Annotated in this window: 19 protein-coding genes; 8 read left to right on the forward strand and 11 right to left on the reverse strand. The window is 71.6% G+C overall.

The window, feature by feature from the left end; genetic code table 11:
* Positions 1 to 159: 159 nt before the first annotated feature.
* The 4 genes from AC0VX6_RS16520 to AC0VX6_RS16535 all read left to right on the forward strand — a co-directional run bounded on the left by AC0VX6_RS16520 (position 160) and on the right by AC0VX6_RS16535 (position 5,451).
* Positions 160 to 1,416: an AMP-binding protein gene (locus AC0VX6_RS16520; RefSeq protein WP_274973591.1), complete on the forward strand. Its 1,257-nt coding sequence runs from the start codon at positions 160 to 162 to the stop codon at positions 1,414 to 1,416.
* A gap of 739 nt (positions 1,417 to 2,155) precedes the next feature.
* Positions 2,156 to 3,562 carry a sigma-70 family RNA polymerase sigma factor gene (locus AC0VX6_RS16525; RefSeq protein WP_274973592.1) on the forward strand — a complete coding sequence of 469 codons (1,407 nt, stop codon included), beginning with the start codon at positions 2,156 to 2,158 and terminating at the stop codon, positions 3,560 to 3,562.
* A gap of 138 nt (positions 3,563 to 3,700) precedes the next feature.
* Positions 3,701 to 4,060 (forward strand): hypothetical protein, encoded by a 360-nt coding sequence (locus AC0VX6_RS16530; protein WP_274973593.1) that lies wholly within the window; start codon positions 3,701 to 3,703, stop codon positions 4,058 to 4,060.
* A 143-nt stretch (positions 4,061 to 4,203) separates the two neighbouring features.
* A complete protein-coding gene (locus AC0VX6_RS16535; protein WP_475465056.1) occupies positions 4,204 to 5,451 on the forward strand; it encodes an Nramp family divalent metal transporter in 1,248 nt (415 codons plus the stop codon).
* A 34-nt stretch (positions 5,452 to 5,485) separates the two neighbouring features.
* Here the strand turns inward: AC0VX6_RS16535 and AC0VX6_RS16540 are convergent, their stop codons facing one another.
* Positions 5,486 to 5,848, reverse strand: coding sequence for a GntR family transcriptional regulator (locus tag AC0VX6_RS16540; protein ID WP_047872006.1), 363 nt, complete (start codon positions 5,846 to 5,848; stop codon positions 5,486 to 5,488).
* A gap of 112 nt (positions 5,849 to 5,960) precedes the next feature.
* The gene (locus AC0VX6_RS16545; protein ID WP_475465057.1) at positions 5,961 to 6,347 is read right to left on the reverse strand and encodes a hypothetical protein; all 387 of its coding nucleotides are present in this window, start codon (positions 6,345 to 6,347) and stop codon (positions 5,961 to 5,963) included.
* Between the two features lie 145 nt (positions 6,348 to 6,492).
* On the opposite strand from AC0VX6_RS16545, the gene AC0VX6_RS16550 reads away from it, so the two are divergent.
* Positions 6,493 to 7,104, forward strand: coding sequence for a TetR/AcrR family transcriptional regulator (locus tag AC0VX6_RS16550; RefSeq protein ID WP_274973596.1), 612 nt, complete (start codon positions 6,493 to 6,495; stop codon positions 7,102 to 7,104).
* A 275-nt stretch (positions 7,105 to 7,379) separates the two neighbouring features.
* Positions 7,380 to 8,165 carry a sporulation protein gene (locus AC0VX6_RS16555; protein WP_274973597.1) on the forward strand — a complete coding sequence of 262 codons (786 nt, stop codon included), beginning with the start codon at positions 7,380 to 7,382 and terminating at the stop codon, positions 8,163 to 8,165.
* Positions 8,166 to 8,224: 59 nt separating this feature from the next.
* Here AC0VX6_RS16555 and AC0VX6_RS16560 read toward each other — a convergent pair whose 3' ends face one another.
* The 5 genes from AC0VX6_RS16560 to AC0VX6_RS16580 all read right to left on the reverse strand — a co-directional run bounded on the left by AC0VX6_RS16560 (position 8,225) and on the right by AC0VX6_RS16580 (position 12,768).
* Positions 8,225 to 10,030, reverse strand: a complete 1,806-nt coding sequence (locus AC0VX6_RS16560; RefSeq protein WP_475465059.1) for an ABC transporter ATP-binding protein — start codon at positions 10,028 to 10,030, stop codon at positions 8,225 to 8,227.
* Between the two features lie 73 nt (positions 10,031 to 10,103).
* Positions 10,104 to 11,117, reverse strand: a complete 1,014-nt coding sequence (locus AC0VX6_RS16565) for an ABC transporter permease (RefSeq protein ID WP_475465061.1) — start codon at positions 11,115 to 11,117, stop codon at positions 10,104 to 10,106.
* A 501-nt stretch (positions 11,118 to 11,618) separates the two neighbouring features.
* On the reverse strand, positions 11,619 to 11,786 hold the full coding sequence (locus AC0VX6_RS16570; RefSeq protein ID WP_274973600.1) for a DUF397 domain-containing protein: 168 nt from the start codon (positions 11,784 to 11,786) through the stop codon (positions 11,619 to 11,621).
* A gap of 3 nt (positions 11,787 to 11,789) precedes the next feature.
* The gene (locus AC0VX6_RS16575) at positions 11,790 to 11,960 is read right to left on the reverse strand and encodes a DUF397 domain-containing protein (RefSeq protein WP_274973601.1); all 171 of its coding nucleotides are present in this window, start codon (positions 11,958 to 11,960) and stop codon (positions 11,790 to 11,792) included.
* Entirely contained in the window at positions 11,953 to 12,768 is an 816-nt protein-coding gene (locus AC0VX6_RS16580) for a helix-turn-helix domain-containing protein (RefSeq protein WP_274973602.1), read from the reverse strand. The genes AC0VX6_RS16575 and AC0VX6_RS16580 overlap by 8 nt, the downstream gene beginning before the upstream one ends.
* 396 nt (positions 12,769 to 13,164) lie before the next feature.
* On the opposite strand from AC0VX6_RS16580, the gene AC0VX6_RS16585 reads away from it, so the two are divergent.
* The gene (locus AC0VX6_RS16585) at positions 13,165 to 13,617 is read left to right on the forward strand and encodes an ATP-binding protein (protein WP_274973603.1); all 453 of its coding nucleotides are present in this window, start codon (positions 13,165 to 13,167) and stop codon (positions 13,615 to 13,617) included.
* A gap of 165 nt (positions 13,618 to 13,782) precedes the next feature.
* The gene (locus AC0VX6_RS16590; RefSeq protein ID WP_019608368.1) at positions 13,783 to 13,995 is read left to right on the forward strand and encodes a helix-turn-helix domain-containing protein; all 213 of its coding nucleotides are present in this window, start codon (positions 13,783 to 13,785) and stop codon (positions 13,993 to 13,995) included.
* A 60-nt stretch (positions 13,996 to 14,055) separates the two neighbouring features.
* Here the strand turns inward: AC0VX6_RS16590 and AC0VX6_RS16595 are convergent, their stop codons facing one another.
* The 4 genes from AC0VX6_RS16595 to AC0VX6_RS16610 form a co-directional block, all read right to left on the reverse strand.
* On the reverse strand, positions 14,056 to 15,120 hold the full coding sequence (locus tag AC0VX6_RS16595) for a cobalamin B12-binding domain-containing protein (RefSeq protein WP_475465064.1): 1,065 nt from the start codon (positions 15,118 to 15,120) through the stop codon (positions 14,056 to 14,058).
* Positions 15,110 to 16,468, reverse strand: coding sequence for a PP2C family protein-serine/threonine phosphatase (locus AC0VX6_RS16600; protein WP_475465066.1), 1,359 nt, complete (start codon positions 16,466 to 16,468; stop codon positions 15,110 to 15,112). The genes AC0VX6_RS16595 and AC0VX6_RS16600 overlap by 11 nt, the downstream gene beginning before the upstream one ends.
* Before the next feature lie 386 nt (positions 16,469 to 16,854).
* Positions 16,855 to 18,666, reverse strand: coding sequence for an ABC transporter substrate-binding protein (locus AC0VX6_RS16605; protein WP_475465068.1), 1,812 nt, complete (start codon positions 18,664 to 18,666; stop codon positions 16,855 to 16,857).
* Between the two features lie 70 nt (positions 18,667 to 18,736).
* Positions 18,737 to 19,762 carry an ABC transporter permease gene (locus AC0VX6_RS16610; RefSeq protein ID WP_274973608.1) on the reverse strand — a complete coding sequence of 342 codons (1,026 nt, stop codon included), beginning with the start codon at positions 19,760 to 19,762 and terminating at the stop codon, positions 18,737 to 18,739.
* Between the last annotated feature and the right edge of the window lie 80 nt (positions 19,763 to 19,842).

The following is a 19,842-nucleotide window of genomic DNA, read 5'->3' on the forward strand; positions in this document are numbered from 1 at the left end:
CGCGGACGTGTCACCACGTCCACGCGACAACCCTACGCATTGTGCCAGGCGGGCGGGGACGCGCGGGCGGGGCGGTGCTCCTTGCGCCCGGGTCCGCCGCCCGGCGCCGGACCCGGCCCCCGGGGCGGACGCGCCGGACACGGGCGTACCCTTGCCGTCGTGGCACGCGAGAGACAGGTCGAGGCAGGCGGAACGCACCCCCGCGACCTGGAGGGGCGCCCCCTCCAGGCGGTGCGCGGACTGGCGCCGGAGCGCCTGGGCGACCTGTTGGCCCGGGCCCTGGACGGGCACGGCCCCGCCCTGCTGCCGATCCCGGACGGGACCCCCGACGCGCGCGTGGACGAACTCCTGGCCGCCATGCGCCCGGCCTCCCTGCGCACCCCGGACGGGGTCGCCGCACTGGACGGCGCCCGCCCTGCGGGCGGGGACACCGCCCTGGTCATCACCACCTCGGGCTCCACCGGCGCGCCCAAGGGCGTGGAGCTGTCGGCCGCCGCGCTGCGCTCCTCCGCGCGGGCCTCGGTGGCGCGGATCGGCGCCGCTCCCGGCGACGCGTGGCTGTGCGTGCTGCCCGCCGGGCACATCTCCGGCATCCAGGTGATCATGCGCGCCCTGGCCACGGGCGGCCGGATCGAGCACGCGGCCTTCTCGGTGGGGGCGGTGGCCGAGCTCGCGCGCGGATCGCGACCGCACGTGTCCCTGGTGCCCACCCAGCTGCGGCGCCTGCTGGCCGCCGGGACCGACCTGTCGGTGTTCGGGACCGTCCTGCTCGGCGGCGCCGCCGCCGACCCCGCCCTGCTGCGGGAGGCGCGCGGGGCCGGGGGCCGGGTGGTCACCACGTACGGCATGAGCGAGACCTGCGGCGGGTGCGTCTACGACGGCGCCGCGCTGGACGGGGTGCGGGTGCGGGTGGAGTCCCCCTCGGCCGACGGGGCCGGGCGGATCCTGCTGTCGGGGCCGGTGCTGCTCAGCGGCTACCGCCTGGCGCCCGGGGCCGGTGCCGATCCGGGCGCCCTGGTCACCGACACCGACGGGACGCGGTGGCTGCGCACCAACGACCTGGGCCGTCTGGACGGGGCCGGGCGCCTGAGCGTGCTCGGACGCGTGGACGAGGTGGTCAACACCGGCGGCCACAAGGTGGTGCCGGGGCAGGTCAACGCCCGTCTGCTGGAGCACCCCGCCGTGGCCGACTCGGTGGTGGTGGGCCGGTCCGACCCCGAGTGGGGCGAGCGGGTGAGCGCCGTCGTGGTGCCCGCCGACCCCGACGCGCCGCCCTCCCTGGAGCAGCTGCGCGCGTGGGTGCGCGAGCGCCTGCCCGCCTACGCCGCGCCCCGCGAGCTGGAGGTGCGCGCCTCCCTGCCGATGCTGGCCTCGGGCAAGCCCGACCTGGTCTCCCTGCGCGGCCCGCGCGGCTGACCGGCGGGCCCGGCCCGGGGGCTCCCGCCGAAGGGCGCACGCGCTCCGCGCGGCTGAGCGGCGGCAGCGTCCCCGCACGGTACCGCTGCTGAGGACCCCCGCGTTCCCGGCCGACGCCCGTCCGGGCGGGGGCGGGCGTCCCGACGCGGTCCGCGGCACCGGCCGCGGGAGCCGCACCGGCGCGGACCCCCGCGCCCCCTCCGGCGCCGCCACCAGCGCCCCGCGGTCCGGGCGCGTGTACCGGCGCGCCTTCGACCCGTGGGACCCTGGGGCGCGTCGGGTGCCGCGCCCCACCACGTCGGTGCCCGTCGAACAGCAGTGACGGCCCGGGGCCGGGCGGTCCGGTCGCTCCGTGCGGAGCGGCCGGTCACGGACGTGTCGGACAAAAGACGGGGAACTTCCCCGGGCGCTCCGACGTCTACCTGAGTAATCCGGCCCCTCGGCCCCTCTCCCAAGGAGGTCCGCAGTTGGTGACAGCCCTCGGCCCACACGTTCGTGCCCCTGCGCTCTCCCCCCAACCGGCCCCCCTTCCCCGCCCGCAACGGTTCCGGGCACGCTCCTTTACCCGCTCCCCACAGCGTTTGGCCACTTCCGTCGCAGTGATCTACGCCACTTCGGCTGATATCCAATCGAGACAGGGAACATTTGACTCCCCAACACGTTGGACATATTGGCGCGTCCAGCCGGCGGGAACCGTCCGCCGCGTGCCACACGTCTTGGAAGGGAGGGAGGTGCCCCGATGACGAGCACTGCCCCAGCCGCTCCGGCACCCACCGCCGGAGCCCCCGCTGACACCGCTCGCAGCGACGACGCGTCCGCCGACGCGGTCCTGACCGACCTGCTCGACCGCGGACGCGCCCAGGGGTACCTGTCCCTCTCCGAACTGCGTGCCGCTTTCACCGCGGCCGCCGTCTCCACCGGCGACGGCCGTTCCATCCTGCGTGAACTCACCGAGAACGGGGTCAGGCTCGCCAACGGGGGCGACGACTCCGCACCGGTGGCCGATCCCGACGCCGAGGACGACGTGCTGGAAGACACTCTCATCGCCACGGTGCCCGACACCGACGAGGCACCCAGGGCCGAAGGCAAGACCGCGCCGCGCAAGGGCCCCTCCCCCCGGAGGAAGACCCGCTCCACACGGCGCGTCAAGAAGGCCGAGCCCGCCCAGACCACCACCGACACGGAAACCGGCGAGGCCGACCTCGACGACCAGTCCCCCGCCATGGGCGACTCGGTCCACACCTACCTCAAGGCCATCGGCCGACGCCAGCTCCTCACCGCGGAGCAGGAGGTCGACCTGGCCAAGCGGGTCGAGGCCGGGCTCTACGCCGAGTACCGGCTCGGCCTGCACGGCGAGGTGGACGGCTCCGCACCGCTGGCCGAGGTCGAGGCCGAAGAGCTGGAGTGGGTGGCCGAGGACGGCCGCAAGGCCAAGTCCCACATGCTGGAGGCCAACCTGCGCCTGGTGGTGTCGGTGGCCAAGAAGTACAGCGACCGGGGGATGTCGCTGCTCGACGTGGTCCAGGAGGGCAACCTCGGCCTGATCCGCGCCGTGGAGAAGTTCGACTACACCAAGGGCTTCAAGTTCTCCACCTACGCCATGTGGTGGATCCGCCAGGCCATCCAGCGCGGTTTCGCCGACTCCGCGCGCACCATCCGCCTGCCCGTGCACGTCCTGGAGCTGCTGAGCAAGGTCAGCCGCCTGGAGCGCGACATGCACCAGGCGCTGGGCCGCGAGCCCACGCCGGAGGAGCTGGGTCTGGAGCTGGACAAGACCCCGGCCCAGATCGAGGAGCTGCTGCGGGTCACCCGCCAGCCCATCAGCCTGGACTCCACCATCGGCGAGGACGGCGAGACCCGCATCGGCGACCTGATCGAGGACGTGGACGCCTCGGAGGCCTCCGAGGTGGTGGACCGCCAGCTCATGGCCGACCAGCTGCGCAACGCGCTGTCGGACCTGGAGCCGCGCGAGGCCACCATCATGTCCCTGCGCTTCGGCCTCATGGACGGCCGTCCGCGCACTCTGGACGAGATCGGCAAGCACCTGGGGCTGACCCGCGAGCGCATCCGCCAGCTGGAGAAGCAGTCGCTGTCCAAGCTGCGCCACCCCAGCCGTGCCCAGCAGCTGCTGGACTTCGCCAGCTAGGGCCCGGCGCGACGGGCGACACGGGGCCGCTCCCCACAGGGGGCGGCCCCGCGCCGTGTCCGAAACCCTCAGGGCGAACCCTGGTTCGTCCCCGGTATCGCGTCCGTTCCGGCACGCCGCCGACACCGCGGTGCGACGATGGTGACCATGAGCGATCACCCCCAGCGCCACAGCGACGAGATCTCCGCCGCGCTGCGCGCCAGCCGCGAGCTCGGCCCCGAGTACGACGAGGCTGTGGCGGCCTCCCTGGTCGAGCGCATCGACGGCACCGTCGAGGCGCGCGTGCGCCACCACCTGGCCGCGCAGGCGCGCACGGAGACGGCCAAGGTGGGCATGCCCTCCAACACCGTGCGCTTCGTGCTCTCCCTGGTGTGCCTGGGCGTGAGCATCCCGGTCTCCGCGATCACCGCGGCCGTGGGCAGCCCGGCGGCGCTGCCGCTGGTCTGGCTCGGGCTGATCCTGTTCTACGTCGTCTCGGTCGTGGGCCTGCGCCGCTGACCGGTCTCCGGACGTGACCTGGAACATATCGATTCCGCCACGGATCACCTCCGTCGCTTATCTGCCCGTATGCTCCTTGTGTCCGAAGCCCTACAGTCGTGCCCACCACGGACCACACCGGTCCCACCAGGGGGAAGGACACGATGGTAGCCATCGAGCAACGCAGGACGACGTGGAAACAGATCGGTCCGGGCATCGTCGTCGCGGCCACCGGCGTGGGCGCTGGCGACATGGTCGCCACACTCATCGCGGGCAACCAGTTCGGCTACGCCCTGCTGTGGGCCACCGTCGTCGGCTGCCTGGTCAAGATCTCCCTTGCCGAGGCCACCGGGCGCTGGCACCTGGCCACGGGGACCACCATCTTCGCCGGCTGGAGCAGCCTGGGTAAGTGGACCACCGTCTACTTCGCGCCCTACATCGTGATCTGGGGCTTCGTCTACGGCGCCAGCGCCATGTCCGCCACGGCCCTGCCCCTGGCCGCGCTGATGCCGGGCGTACCCCTGGAGGTGTGGGCGGTCCTGGCCGGGATCTCCGGCCTGGTGATCGTCTGGTTCAACCGCTACGCGGTGTTCGAGAAGATCATGACGGTGCTCGTGGGCGTCATGTTCGTCACCGTGGTCGGCCTGGCCGTCTACGTCGTCCCCGACATCGGCCAGACGCTCCGGGGCCTGGTCCCGATGCTCCCCGAGGGCTCGGTGTTCTACACCATGGGCCTGGTCGGCGGCGTCGGCGGCACCATCACCATGGCGGCCTACGGCTACTGGGTCAACTCCAAGGGCTGGCGGGACTCCTCCTGGATGCGGATGATGCGGCTGGACAACCGCGTCGCCTACGTCACCACCGGCATCTTCGTCGTGGCGATGCTCATCGTGGGCGCCGAGCTGCTCTACGCGAGCGGCATCACGCTCCAGGAGAGCGACCAGGGCCTGATCCAGCTGGGCGACGTCCTGCGCGAGCGCTTCGGCGGGTTCGTGGCGACGGCCTTCCTCATCGGCTTCTTCGCCGCCGCCTACTCCTCCATCATCGGCGTGTGGAACGGCGTGAGCCTGCTGTTCGCCGACTTCGTCAACCACCTGCGGGGCAGGACCAACACCGACCCCGGGGAGAACCAGAAGAGCTGGGCCTTCCGCGGCTACGTGCTCTGGCTGACCTTCCCGCCGATGCTGCTCCTGCTGATCGGCAAGCCCTTCCAGCTGGTCATCGCCTACGGGGTGCTGGGCGCCTTCTTCATGCCGTTCCTGGCCTTCACCCTGATGTGGCTGCTCAACTCCTCGCGCACCCCCCGCGAGTGGCGCAACGGCTGGATCAGCAACGCGGGCCTGGCGCTGGCCGGATCGCTGTTCGTGGTGCTGTGCGTCTACGAGCTCTACGGGATCGTCGCCGGGGCCTGAACCGGCGGGCGGCGCGGCGGCGCGCGGGGCGGCCTCAGCCCCGCAGCGCCGCGCGCAGGATCTCCACCGCCTCGTCGTGGTCCAGCCCCACCCGGGAAATCACCTCGGCGTAGGCCCGGGCGGCGGCCAGCGCCTCGGCGCGCTGGTCGTCGCGGCCCGCCGCGACGAACGTCCCCGAGCGGCCGCGCGTCTCGACCACACCGGCCTGTTCCAGCTCCCGGTAGGCGCGGGCCACGGTGTTCACCGCCACCGACAGCTGACCCGCCAGCGCGCGCACCGTGGGCAGCCGGTAGCCCACCGGGAGTTCACCGTTGGCGACCGCGATGGCCACGATCGACCTGATCTGCTCGTAGGGCGGGACCCTCGACGTCGGATCGACACGGATGAAATCCGCCATGTGCCACTGCGCTCCCCACCGTCGCGTGCTGCGGTGTCCGGCCGCGGACCGGACCGGACACCAAGTTACCGTGCGTGTACCGACCACAGGTCGCGGGTCGGAGCCGCCGGTGTCAGACCGCCTGGCGCGGCACCCGCTGGATCCCGTGCAGGCGGTGGGCCTCCCGGGCGGTGAGCAGGCGTTCGGCGACCCGGGTGGCCTCGCGCACCCGCGGGCGGGCCAGCCGCTTGCGCCGGTGGATCCGGTCCTCGTACCCCTTGGGTCCCACCAGGGTGCGTTCCCGGGCGTAGGCGGCGCGCATCGCCTCGGTCAGCACCGCGTCCAGGTCCACGCCCCGCTGGTTCAGCTCCTCCACGGGCGCGTTCCGGGTGCGGGCCCGCTCCAGCGCCTCCTGCGCCTCGGCCACCGCGCGCAGGAGTTCGGGCAGGCGCTCCGCGCGCTCCTGGTCGGAGGCCAGGCTCTCCCGCGCCTGAGCCGTGCTCTGCTTGGCAAGTCCCATGTGTGTGCTCCAGACCACGCGTAACGTCGGACGGGGCCACTCTAAGGGTGACCAATATCATCTGGCGAGCCGGGCCGCGCGTCGGTGGTGGCCGCGCGGCCCGCGATCTGCCACCTTTACGGCGCACACCCCCGAAAGGACCACCGTGAGCAGGAACTACGCCGGACTCAGCCGCGAGCGCATCATCCTCGAAGCGCTCCGCATCATCGCTGGCCGCGGGCTCGGCGGCCTGTCCATGCGCCGCCTCGGCGACGCGCTGGAGGTGGAGGCCATGGCCATCTACCACCACTTCCCCCTGGGCAAGGAGCAGCTGTTCAACGCCATCGCCGCCTACGTCACCTCCCCCGCGGCCACCGGCACCGTCCCCCTCGACGACGGGGAGGCTCCGGAGGACGCGGAGGGGGCGAAGGAGCCCGAGGAGGACACCCGGCCCTGGGACGTGCGCCTCACCGAGTGGGCCGAGGCCTACCGGGAGCGGCTGCTGGAGTTCTCCGGGGCGCTCTCCCTGCTGGTCCACCGCGCCCCGCGCACGCCGAGCAGCGACGCCACCCGGGCCCTGGTCCACGACGCCCTCGCCGAGGCGGGGCTGGAGGGCGAGGACCTGGAGCGCGCCGCCGACGCCCTGCACTCCTACTGCGTGGGCGCGGTCGTGCACCAGGTGCGCCACCAGGACGAGGAGGAGGCGCCCGACGCCGCCGAGTCCCTGGCGCGATTCCGGCACGGGCTGCGCGCCCTGCTGCGCGGACTCACCTCCTGAGCCGCGCCCGGGCGGGCGGCAGGACGCCTTCAGGGGCCTGCGCGCGCCGGTCCTGAGCCGCGTCCGGACAGGGCGGGGGTCCGCCGGGGTGCGGCAGCGTCCCGCCCGGGCGGGGCGGGCGCCGCCCGGCCCCGGTGTGACCAGCGCTCGGGCCCCGCCGGGCGAAACAGGGACCCTGGTCCGGGAACCGAGTGCGTCCTCCCGGCGTCGTTACCAGAAGACAGTCCCCGACCCCGCTCCCCCTCCCGGCGCGGGGCGGTACAGAAAGGTCATCCATGGTTCTCAAGCGTCTGCTCGCCGGTATCGGATTCGGCGGGGCCTCGGTGGAAACCACCCTGCACTCCTCCGTGGCCACCCCGGGCGGCGCCCTGCGGGGCACCGTCGTCATCGAGGGCGGCAACGTCGAGCAGCAGGTCGAGCGGCTCACCGTCGGCCTCCAGGCCCGGGTCGAGGTCGAGAGCGGCGACCACGAGAGCACGCGCGACCTGGAGTTCCACCGCGTCCAGATCGGCGGCGGCGTGACCCTGGCCCCCGGCCAGCGCTTCGAGGTGCCCTTCGAGCTCTTCGTGCCCTGGGAGACCCCCGTCACCGTCCACCGGGGCCGCCACCTGCACCGCATGAACGTCGGTGTGAACACGCGCCTGCACGTGGCGGGCGCGGTCGACCCGGGTGACCTGGACCCGGTGGCCGTGGAGCCGCTCCCCTCGCAGCTGGCCGTGCTGGACTCGCTGGCCTCCCTCGGCTTCTCCTTCAAGCAGGCCGACCTGGAGCAGGGCCGCATCCTGCGCACGCGCCAGCAGCTGCCCTTCTACCAGGAGATCGAGTTCTTCTCGCCCAGCCGCTACCGGGGCCTGAACGAGCTGGAGCTGTCGCTGGTCACCGACGAGCGCGGCATGGACGTGGTGCTGGAGCTGGACAAGAAGCCGGGTCTGCTCTTCTCCGAGAGCCGCGACACCTTCCACCGCTTCAGCGTCGACCACAACGAGGGCGCCGGGCGCGACTGGTCGGGCCACCTGCACCAGTGGATCGACTCGCTGGCGGGCAAGCGCAGCATGTTCTGAGCCCGGCGGGGCCCCGGGGACGGGCGTCCCCGGGGCCCGCGGCGCGGTCGGCGCTCGGCTCACCCGGTCCGCTGGCTGGCGCGCTCGGCGCGCAGTTCGCGGGCCTGGTCGGGGTCCAGCACGGGCGCCGCGTTGAGCAGTTGGCGGGTGTAGTCGCTGGCGGGGTTCTCGTACACCGCGTCGCTGTCCCCCATCTCCACCACCTCACCCGCACGCATCACCGCGACCCGGTCGCTCACCTGACGCACCACCGCCAGATCGTGGGCCACGAAGATGTAGGTCAACCCGAAGTCGTCCTGCAACTCCGACAACAACCGCAACACCTGGTCCTGCGTGGACACGTCCAACGCCGACACCGGCTCATCACAGATGATCAGCTTCGGCTTGAGGATCAGCGCCCGCGCGATCGCGATCCGCTGACGCTGACCACCCGAGAACGCGTGCGGGAACCGGTTGTAGTGGTTGGGCTCCAACCCCACCCGCTCCAACAGCTCCTGCACCTGACGGCGCACCTTCTTGGTGTCCCTCTCCCCCTGCACCCGCAACGCGGTCCCGATCGCGTCCCCCACGGTCACCCGCGGGTTGAGCGAGGAATAGGGGTTCTGGAACACCATCTGCACGTCCCGGCGCAGCGGACGCAAAGCCCGCTCGGGCATGTGGGTGATGTCGCGGCCCTCGAACTCCACCCGGCCCCGCGTGGGCTCCAGCAGACGCATCACCATCCGCGACAACGTCGACTTACCCGACCCCGACTCCCCCACGATGCCCAGGGTCTCACCGCGGTGCAGGTCGAAGGAGACCCCCTTGACCGCCCAGAAGTCCGTGGCCTTGCCCCACACGCCACCGCGCACCCTGAACCGCTGCGCCAGATCCTCCACCCGCAGCAGGGGCTCGCCCCGCTCCTCCTTCGGCTCGGGGGTGAAGGGGCGGAAGACCTCGTCCGGCCCCTTGCGCCCCGCCTCGCCCGCCGCGGTCGACCCCGACCTGCGGCGCTTCTCCTGGTCCTGGCGCTGGCCGCGCTCGGCCCGGTCGCGTGCGCGCCGATGGGCCCGGGAGACCTCCACGCGCGGCACCGCGTCCAGAAGTCCCTGCGTGTAGGCGTGCTGAGGTGCGGACAGCACCTCGCGCACGTCGCCGCGCTCGACCGCGACGCCGCGGCGCATGACCACGACCTCGTCCACCGAACCCGCCACCACCGCCAGGTCGTGCGAGACCAGGATCAGCGCCATGCCCAGGTCGCGGCGCAGCTCGTCCAGCAGGTCCAGGATCTGCGCCTGCACCGTCACGTCCAGCGCCGTCGTGGGCTCGTCGGCCAGCAGCACCTTGGGCTCGCACATCAGGCCCATCGCGATCAGCACGCGCTGGCGCATGCCGCCGGAGAACTCGTGCGGGTAGGAGTTGACCCGCTTGCCGGGCTCGGGGATGCCCACCCGCTCCAGCGACTCCACCGCGCGCTCGCGGGCCCGGGACCGCGACACCCCGGACCGGTGCACGCGCAGCGCCTCCACCAGCTGGTTGCCGACGGTGAACTGCGGGTGCAGCGACTGCATCGGGTCCTGGAAGACCATGGCGATGTCGTTGCCGCGCATCCGCCGCAGCCTCTTGTCCGGGGCGCCGACCACGTCGGTGCCCGCCACCTCGACCTCCCCGGTGATCCGCGCCCGGCTGCCCCGGTGCAGGCCCATGAGGGCCAGCGAGGTCACGCTCTTGCCCGAGCCCGACTCGCCCACGATGCCCAGCGCTCCCCCGACGGGCACGGCGAAGGACAGACCGTCCACCGCCCGGACGTCGCCGTCCATGGTCGGGAACACCACCCGCAGGTCCTCCACCCGCACGACCGTCCCCGACGCCGCGGACTCGCTCACACGACCCCTTCCTTTCCGTTCCCCGGGCGCGGCGGCCCGGGCCGTGTTCGGTACACGTGTGCGCCCGACACGGTTATCCGTGGATGCGCACGCGCGGGTCGATCAGCGGGTACATCAGGTCCACCACCAGGTTGCAGAGCACGATGAAGAACGCGCCGAACAGCGTCACGCCCAGGATCACCGGCAGGTCGCTCTGCATGATGGCGGTGACCGCGTACCGGCCGATCCCGTTCAGGGAGAAGACCTGCTCGGTCAGGACCGCGCCGCCCAGCACGAGCCCCAGGTCCAGGCCGAAGATGGTCACGATGGGCGTCAGCGTGGGGCGCAGCGCGTGCTTGAGCACCACGCGGCGCTCGCTCAGCCCCTTGGCGCGGGCGGTGCGGATGTAGTCCTCACCCAGGGTCTCCAGCATGCCCGCGCGCGTCTGGCGTGCGTACATGGCCGCGTGCAGGAAGGCCAGCGTCAGCCACGGCAGCAGCAGTCCCTGCGCCCACCTGGACGGGTCCTCGCTGAAGGGGACGTAGCCCGGGGTGCCGAACAGCCCCCAGGCGTGCACGAGGAAGGCCAGGGACAGCAGACCGGTGAAGAAGATCGGCAGCGACACCCCCGCCAGGGCGACGGCCATCGCCAGCCGGTCGAACAGGCTGCCCTTCCACACCGCGGAGACCACGCCGACCAGGATGCCGCCCACCAGCCAGATCACTCCCGCGCCGAGGGCCAGTGAGGCCGTCACCGGCAGCCGCGCCACGATCTCGGGGAAGACCTCCTGGTAGGTCTGGAAGGAGTAGCCCAGGCACGGTGCCGCGCACTCGATCGTGTCGTTGCCGAAGCGGTACTCCGCGCCCAGGAAGAGGCCCCGGACGAACTCCCCGAACTGCACGACGACGGGCCGGTCCAGGCCCAGGCGGTCGATGGTGGCCTGGATGGCCTCGGGGGTGGGGGCGCGGCCCACGTACATCGTCGCCAACTGTTCGACGGTGCGCCCCGCCCACCGGGGCACCACGTAGAAGATGGCGAAGGTGACCATGGTGACCACGGCCAGGAGCAGGAGTCCGGCGCCCAGGCGGCGCAGGATGTAGGTCAGCAACGCGCGTGCTCTCTGTCGTCGGGGCCGGGGCGGGGGCGGGACGGGTCCGCCAACGGTACCCGCCCGCAAGCAGACAGTAACTCAGTGTGGTCACTTGGTCGCGTTCAATCGCCCGGAGCACGCCTTCCGTGGCGCTGGAGATCACGGATCGACCGAGTCGGTCACCTTCCGCTCTTGACTGATGCACTGCCCCGGACGGGTCGTGGGCGCTCGGAGAATATGTTCCGGCCGGTGGTCCCTACAGCACGAAGCGGGCCGGGCCCCGAGACCTGTGGTCGGAGATCGGTGCCGCGTGGGAGAAATGGACGCGGTATGGGAAGCCGGGCCGTGACCGGCTCGGCGTGACCGTGGACCAGGAGGGAACGCGACTGTGGGCGGACGCCCCGGCAGGGGTCCTTCGGCCTATGGGCACGGCCGCCGCTGTGGGGTAGCCTCACCCCGTGTCAGCACGAAACCGACCCCGCCCAATGTGTCTGGGCGGGGTCGGTTCGTACTTGGCTACTAGCTGCGGACTACCGCGAGCAGGGCCGTCCACTCAGGGGCCGGTGCCGACAGGTGGCCCAGTTCCCGGTTCTGGGTGTCACGCACGTCTGTGAAGGCGCCCTCTCGGACCTCGACGCAGTGCCCGGTGTTGCCGCTGTAGCTGGACTTGTGCCAGGCAGAACTCACTGTTCATCCCTTGGTGACGGCGAGAACAGCAGTCCACTCCAGCGTGGACACCGTGAGGTGGCCCAGCTCCCGGTTCTGGGTGTCGCGGATGCCGGTGACCGGGCCCTCCGCGACCTCCACGCAGTTGCCACCGCCAGCGCTGTAGGTGGACTTGTGCCAGGTCTTCTCAGACATCTTCAACAGCCTCTTTCAGCATGTCCAGGCTTTGGTCGCCGGAAAGCGCCTCCCCCTGGAGCAACCCGAACACGGTCATGCAGTGCTGGACGAGCTTCGCATCGTCGATCACGGCCTCCCCCGTCATGTGCTCAGCCGAAGCCACAGAGGGGCGGTCCGCGAACGTGTGGATGCGAAACGGTCCAGTGCCCCCATGGTGCCGGGGAGCACCCCAGGGGATGATCTGCAACCGTAGGTTATCCCGCTCGATCTCATGGACCAGTCGGCGGATCTGCTCGCGGTGCTCGTCACGACTCAGCCCACCCACCCTGCGGCGAATCACCGGCTCCTCCACGATCATCAGGATGAACGGCTTATCGATCCGGTCAAAGATCGCCTTCCTGCGCATTCGTGACTGGACCAGGCTTTCCACCGAGTCCGCTCCCCGCCCCGGCCACACGTCGCGGGTCAACGCGCGGGCATATGCCTCGGTTTGTGTCAGGCCAGGGAACACCAACGGCTGATAGTCACGGATCTCCACCGCTGATTCTTCGAGGTCTGAGAGCTGCTGGAACCACGGGTCGAGCCCGGTTTCCTGTTTCGCTTCGTGCCATTTGCGGATGAGTGCCTGGTTCGCGTTGTAGAGCTCGTCCAGTGCAGTGACGGCGTCCAGCTCGATCTTGCGGGTGCCCCTCTCATAGGAGGAGACCGCGGTCGGCACGACGCCCAGGACTTCGGCTGCGTCGGACTGGAGGAGACCTGCGGCTTTGCGGGCGCGAAAGAGTTCACGCCCGAACTTTTTCCAGGCTGGGGGTGCTTTCTCTGCCACTAGCTTCTCCCGAGGGGTACACACAACTACACACTGATAGTCGACAAGTACACGCTACAGAACGCGATCGCCATTTACTACACCTATGCGTGAAAGCTATTGCGCAGCCTCTGACCTGCAAGCGATGGTGTGACTACGGAAACATTCCGGCGAGTCACTGCGGAAGAAATGTCCGTTGTGGCGTCTCATGTGTAGTTTCCCGCTGTCGTTCCCATCTCACTCAGGGAGAGGTCGGCCCCGTGAACTCCCGCCCCTCACTGGGCGGGCACCAGCGCCGTCCCGTCCGTGCCCATACACGGGCGGAACAGCCCAGCAGGACATGAGAAAGCCCCGACGGTCGAAGTGGAGAGCGACCGCCGAGGCAGAGTGCCCCACCCCGAAACCCCGAGGTGAAACATGAACAAGCCTATCCTCCAGGTCCCAACGCTTCCACGCCGACTGTGCGGAACCGCCACCAACTCAGGCATCCTGCTCGGCCCCGAACTCGGCCACGTCAAAATCGCCCGCCGCTGGGCCGCCCAAGCCACCCGCTCCCGCCCCAGCCTGGCCGAACCCGTCGGCATCGCCGTCTCCGAGATGACCACCAACGCGCTGCGTCACTCGGCGTCCGGGCTCCCCGGCGGCAGCATCCGCGTGGAGATCGAACGCACCTCACGCCACCTCGAACTCCGCGTCACCGACAACGGACCCCGCCCCGGAGAACAACCCAGCTTCCCGGCCGTGCCTGCGGCCGAACCCCTGCGCCCCAGCGGCAACGGCCTACGCCTGGTCGAAGCCCTGTGCTCCTACTGGGACTGGAAACAGCACTCCTGCGGCGCGATCACCGTCCGCGCCGTCTTCCCCTGGTAACCCACGCGCCCCTGGCCACCCTTCGGCCTCCGCGCCCTCCCCCGTGACGGCGCGGACCAGGGCCGGTGCCCTGCGCACCAGCCCGAAGCCCCGCCCTCCCCTTCCCCGGGGAGGCGGGGCCACCCGATCGACCACTCACACAACACCGGACACGGAAAGCCCCTCATGCCCGACTACAGCTACCTCCTCGACGGCCGCCCCGACGTCCTCACGCCCAGCGAAGTCGCCGCCCTGTTCAATATCCGCCCCCGCAGCCTCCACCGAGGCCAATGGGACAACGTCCTCAAACCCTTCCGCACCCCCGGCGGAGCACGCCGCTACCCCAAAGAACACATCGCCACCCTCCTCAACCAACCAGACCCCCCGACCTCACCCTGAGCCGGTACGGCGCTGGTGGCGCTGGTACGGCGGCGGAGGGTGCCCGACCAGGCGGACACCTCAGCCGAGCACGGCCCGCCCCGCGCGCAGCGCCGCGCACGTCTCGGGGTAGTCGAACAGCTCCCCTTCGAGGAGTTCCAGGACGCGGGCCACCCCCACCGCCGGAACCCCGCGCACCTCCAGCACACCCCGGGTCCACGCCAGGAAGCGGGTGAAGACCGCACCGTCGCCCACGTACAGCGACGTCAGCAGGAAGTCGATGATGTGCCCCAGGTCCTCGACCGTCCGGTCCAGGTCCGCGCCCTCCAGGCTGGCGCCCCGGGCCTCGTAGAGGGCGCGCGCGTGCTCCACGCCGGTCCGCACCAGGTCGCGGCGGCGCTGCACCAGGCTCGCGTACTCGGCGGCCGGGGTCAGCGCCTCCTCCCTGGGCCGCAGGGACGACAACGGCATACGCCGCTCCAACAGATCGGCGGCGGAGCGGGCGTCGGCCGCCCACAGGCTCGCGCCCAGCCGGAGCGCGAGGGAGGAGTCCGGCCCGAAGCCGCGCCCCCCGGCGATGACGGGCACCCCGGTGCGCGCGGCGGCGGTGATCATGGCGTGCGCGTTGACCAGGTGCGAGGGCAGGGAACAGCTCAGCGCCACCACGTCGGGCGCGGTCTCCTGAAGGTGCAGGGTCAGGTGGTGGGCGGGCACGCTCGCCCCGAGGAAGGTGACGCTCCAGCCGCGCAGACGCAGCACGTCCCCCAGCAGCCGCGCGGGCAGGCCGTGCCACTCCCCCTCGACGCAGGCCACCACCACCGAGCCCAGGGGGCGTTCCCCGGCGACGCGCCCCAGGCCGTGTTCGAGGACCAGGCCCAGGGCGAGTTCACCGATGTGGGTGGCTGCGTGCTCCCGGGCCACCGAGAGTTCGTTGGCCTGCCACATCATGCCCACGCGCATCTGGGACACCGCGATCACGTCCAGGACCAGTGACTCGTGGTCGACCCCGGCCGCCAGCGCCTCCCGCACCACGGCCAAGGCCCCCGCGTCGTCGATGTCGCGCACGCGCGCGAAGAAGTCGTCGGCGACGACGGCGGGCGACACGGGGGCGACCGCGTCCGGAAGGGTGTCGTGGTCAGCGGTCACCGGGGACGCCTCCCCGGGTGGCGCGGGCCTGCACGGTGAGCACCGTGATGTCGTCGTGCTCCCCTCCGTCGAGCCAATCGCCGACCACCTGTACGATCCGGTCCGAGACGGCCGGGGCGGGCATGCCCCCGCACTCGGAGAGCAGCCGGGCCAGGCGCTCCTCGCCGAGCATCTCCCCGCCCAGCAGGGGGTTGCGCGCCTCGGTGACCCCGTCGCTGAAGACGACCATCGTCTCGCCGGGGGCCAGGGTGAACTCCGTCTCCCGGAAGACGGCCTCCTCCACCGCGCCCACGAACAGGCCCCCGATGGACACCTCCCGGACAGTGCCGTCCACACCCACGACGAGCGGGGGCGGATGGCCTCCCCCGGCGGCGCGGACGCGCAGCCCGCCGTCGGGCAGGGGGCTGGCGAGTCCGAGGAGCATGGTGCTGAACTTCTCGGGGTCGGTGCGCAGCAGCAGGACGTTGAGCAGTTCCAGGAGCCGCCGGGGGTCCTGTTCGACCAGCCGCAGCGCCTCCAGGGACTGGCGGATCATCCCGGTCAGGAGGGCGGCGTCGTTGCCCTTGCCGCACACGTCCCCGAAGGAGAAGTCGAAGCCCTCCTCCAGTTCGTTGACCTGGTAGAAGTCGCCGCCGATGCGCTCGGCCTCGACGGCGGAGCGGAAGGCCGCGCCCAGCACGGCGTGCGCGACGCCGGGCAGGGGCGCGGGGACCAGCGCGGCCTTGAGGGTGGAGGCGGTGCGGGCCTGGTACTGGTACATGTGGGCGGCGCTCAGGGCCGAGCCGACGCGTTCGGCGTACTCGGTGAGCGCCTCGGTGTCCGCCGCGTCGAAGTACCCCCGGGTGCGGTGGAACAGCAGCGCTCCGGCGGCTCCGGACAGGCCGGGGACGGCCACGGCGCACAGCGCGCCCCGGGCGCCGCCGTATCCGGCCAGTTCCAGGAGGAGCTTCTCGACGGGGTCTCCGGGGGTGGGCTCGGCCACCGTGCGCGCCCCGTCCACGACCTCCTTCAGCCAGGCGGCGCCGTCCACCGTGCCGCGGTCCCAGACGCCCTCACCGGTTCCGACGCGGCGGCGGCCGCCCTCGGAGGTGAACGCCGCGGTCCAGCGCACCGAGCCGTCGGGCTGGGCGAGGAAGAGCACGCACGTCTGGGCCGCCTCCGGTACCGGGAAGCGCACCGTCTGCTCCACGAGGCGGACCGGATGCAGGATGTTGCCCAGCTCGCGGGCGGCGTGGCGGAGCCTGGCGACCGCGGCGGAGGCCGGGACCGCACGGGCCCGTCGCCCCCCGACCGGTCCGGCCCCGTCGTCCTCCAACGGAGCGCGGTCGCTGGTCCCCGAAGCAAGCACTGGTGTTCCACTCCCCCACGCGTAGCGGCGCACGGCCCGCGCCGGGCCGTACGGGCGGCTCCGCCGTGCGCGATCGCGCACGCGCGCTGCACGCGCGGGCGTGGGCGGCGCAGACGGGTGCCGCGGGGCGTCGGACCACCGCTGGCGCGGAGCACACCGAGAACGGGAAGGGCCACCGACAGCGGGGAGACGACGCCCGGTATGCCACGCTACCCGCCACGATCAGCGGACACACGGATCGGAAGACGAAAGTTGTCACCTGGCAACCTTCCGGTGCCGCATGTCACACCTCCGGGCCGGTGGGCCGCGGTTTCGCCCCGCAACCGCCCCGCAGGGGGCGGAGGAAGCCCACCGACCCGCACTTCACGGGCTCCACCTGTTGTTCGTCACTCCCGGGTGGTGCCGAGTGCCATGTAGTCGTACATGGAGTAGCCCGAGTGGTAGTACACGTTGGTCAGGTTCGGCGGCCGGTAGAGCACCGTGCGCTCGAACACGGCGGGCAGGATCGCCGCCTGCTCCATCGCCCGCCGATCGATCCGGGTGTAGATCGAGGCGCGCTCCTCGGGGTCCTCCATGGTGACGACCTCGTCGAACCAGCCGTTGATCCGCTCGTCGTCCAGTTCCGAGATGTTGGCGTTGCCCGCGTCCTGGATGGCGTCGCCGTCCAGGATCTTGCTCATGAACCCGTAGCCGCTCGACCAGTCCGGGGCCCACCCGTACACGGTCAGGCCCAGGTCGTTGTCCTCCACGAAGGACGGCGACCCGGCCTGGGTGTTGGTGTAGGTGTCCGAGGGGTACTGCTTGATCCGCGTCTCGATACCCACCCGGGCCAGGGCCTGCTGGAGCGCCTCGGCGGTGCTCACGTCGGAGGGGCGGTCGGCCCGGACGCCGATGGAGGTGGAGAACCCGTCGGGCTCGCCGCACTCCTCCAGCTTCTGCCGGGCCTTGTCCAGGTCGCCCTGGTTGTCCTGGGAGGGGTACAGGTCGATGCCGGGATCGGCCCCCGGCAGCGACGCGGGCATGATCTGTGTGGCGATGTCGCCGCCGGTGTCGCCGCCCCAGGCCCGCTGGAGGGCGTCGCGGTCGGCCGCGTACATGACCGCCTCGCGGCAGGCCAGGTCGTCCATGGGTTCCAGGACGGTGCTGATGTTGACGTAGCGCAGGGTGTTGCTCTGCGGGTTGTCGACGCTGTTCTTGCGCGCCTCGTCGGTGAGCAGGGTGCCCCGCATCGCGGGCCCCACCCCGGCGCCGGCCAGGTCCACGTCCAGGTCGCCGTTGGTCAGGCGCTGGTCGATCTCGTTCTGGTCCACTCCCAACTGCACCTCGATCCGGTCCGGCAGCGCCTCGCGGGTCGGGTCGGTGGCGGGGTCCCACTGGTCGTTGCGCACCAGGTTCAGGGAGACGCCGGGGCGGTACTCGCCGTCGAACTTGTAGGGCCCGGAGGAGACGACGCGGCTCTGGTACTGCTCGCCGCGGTCGGCCTCGGGCGGGACCGGCGCGGTCTGCGGCTGGATGAGCAGGTACGGGAACTCCGCGAAGGGGTCCTTGAGGTGGAAGACCAGGGTGTGGTCGTCGGGGGTCTCGATCCCGTCGAACCCGGCCAGCGGGTCGGCCTCGTCGGCGTAGGGGCCCTCGTAGTCGTCGCTGTCGGCCAGCAGGTCCTGGAAGTACTTGGGGCCGTTGGGCAGGGCCTGGTCGCCGAAGTTGCTGCGCGCGATGGCGTACTCGATGTCGGGCGCGGTGATCTCGGAGCCGTCCTCGTAGCGCAGCCCCTGTTTGATGGGCACCGTCCACTCGGTGAGGTCCTCGTTGGGCTGGGGCATCTCCGCGGCCAGGTCGGGCTGGAGTTCGGTGCCCTCCTCGCCGGGCGCGCCGACGTAGGTGAGCAGGGTGCGCGCGTAGTAGCGGCTGAAGTTCCAGCTGAACGCGTAGTAGGTGTTGCCGGGGTCGGGCGAGTCGAAGTCCGAGGAGATGGCGTAGCGCAGGGTGCCGCCGGTCTGGTCGGAGGGGTTGACCACCTCGGTCTCGCCCTGGTTGAACTCGGCGTCGACCGGACCGCCTCCGCCCCCGCCGCCGCCCGCGCCCCCGCAGGCGGCCAGCAGCAGCGCCGCGGCCGTGCCCGCGGCCAGGGACGCGCTCGCCCGGCGGCGTCCGCGGCGCCGGGAGGGCGCCGCGCCCGTGTGGTGGTCGGTGGTCAAGCTTGCCTCCTGGTCGGTTTGGCTGGTGGGGGCCGGTGCCCGGCCCGGGACACGCGACGGGCGCGGCCCGTCAGTCGGAGGATCGGGGGTCGAAGGCGTCGCGCAGTCCGTCGCCGAAGAGGTTGAAGGCCAGGACGGTGATGAAGATGGCCAGCCCCGGGATCAGCACGAAGTGCGGCGCGATGGTGTAGAAGCGCAGGGCGTTGTCGAGCATGCCGCCCCAGGTGGCCATGGGCGGGTTGATGCCCACGCCCAGGAAGCTCAGGGCCGCCTCGAACAGGATGTTGGTGGGGATGAGCAGCGTGGAGTAGACCAGGATCGGTGTGACGAGGTTGGGCAGGATCTCGCGGAAGACGATGTGGGCGCTGCCCGCGCCGAGGCTGCGGGAGGCCTCCACGAACTCGCGCTCCCGGAGGGTCAGGGTCTGTCCGCGCACGATGCGGCCGATGTAGGGCCAGTTGAAGAACCCGATGATGAAGACCAGCACGCCGATGCGCAGGCCGTTGCCGCTCAGGCCGAAGGAGCCGTCGGGGATGACGCCGACCAGGGCGATGGCGAAGAGCAGCAGCGGGAAGGCCAGGAAGATGTCCATGGCCCGGCTGATGACGGTGTCGACCCAGCCGCCGAAGTACCCGGCGACCATGCCCAGGACGGTGCCGATGACCACGCAGACCAGGGTGGCGACCGTGGCGACCAGCAGGGAGGTGCGGGCGCCGTGGACGATGCGGCTGAACAGGTCGCGCCCGTTGACGGGTTCCACGCCGAGCAGGTGGTCGGTGCTGATCCCGCCCCAGGGGTCGAGCCCCAGGGAGGGGTTGGCGGGGTCGCGCAGGACGCCGCCGGTGAGCGGGTCGATCAGCTGCTGGTTGAACTGGTTGGGCGGGTAGCCGAACCAGGAGGTGAGCAGGGGCGCGAAGACCGCGACCAGGATGAGCAGGATGACGACGACGCCCCCGGCCATGCCGAGGCGGTCCCTGCGGAAGCGCCGCCAGGCGATCTGGCGCAGGGACCTGTTCGCCGACCCGCGTCCTCCGGCGGCCGCCGCCTCAGGGTCGGCGTGCTGGGAGGACTCGGGCGCGTCCATCGGCACGGACATGTGCACCCCTGCCAGTTGACATGACTTTTCGTATCTGTGGAAACACGAAGAGTTTGCACGAGCGGCGCGGGGGTTTCCAG

Source organism: Nocardiopsis sp. iso_25 (assembly GCF_056173305.1).

Bases quoted from the DNA above. Each gene is read 5' to 3' on its own strand.
- AC0VX6_RS16525 (WP_274973592.1), top strand. From the start codon at position 2,156: ATGACGAGCACTGCCCCAGCCGCTCCGGCACCCACCGCCGGAGCCCCC.
- AC0VX6_RS16530 (WP_274973593.1), top strand. From the start codon at position 3,701: ATGGTGACCATGAGCGATCACCCCCAGCGCCACAGCGACGAGATCTCC.
- AC0VX6_RS16535 (WP_475465056.1), top strand. From the start codon at position 4,204: ATGGTAGCCATCGAGCAACGCAGGACGACGTGGAAACAGATCGGTCCG.
- AC0VX6_RS16540 (WP_047872006.1), bottom strand. From the start codon at position 5,848: ATGGCGGATTTCATCCGTGTCGATCCGACGTCGAGGGTCCCGCCCTAC.
- AC0VX6_RS16545 (WP_475465057.1), bottom strand. From the start codon at position 6,347: ATGGGACTTGCCAAGCAGAGCACGGCTCAGGCGCGGGAGAGCCTGGCC.
- AC0VX6_RS16555 (WP_274973597.1), top strand. From the start codon at position 7,380: ATGGTTCTCAAGCGTCTGCTCGCCGGTATCGGATTCGGCGGGGCCTCG.
- AC0VX6_RS16575 (WP_274973601.1), bottom strand. From the start codon at position 11,960: ATGTCTGAGAAGACCTGGCACAAGTCCACCTACAGCGCTGGCGGTGGC.
- AC0VX6_RS16585 (WP_274973603.1), top strand. From the start codon at position 13,165: ATGAACAAGCCTATCCTCCAGGTCCCAACGCTTCCACGCCGACTGTGC.
- AC0VX6_RS16590 (WP_019608368.1), top strand. From the start codon at position 13,783: ATGCCCGACTACAGCTACCTCCTCGACGGCCGCCCCGACGTCCTCACG.
- AC0VX6_RS16610 (WP_274973608.1), bottom strand. From the start codon at position 19,762: ATGTCCGTGCCGATGGACGCGCCCGAGTCCTCCCAGCACGCCGACCCT.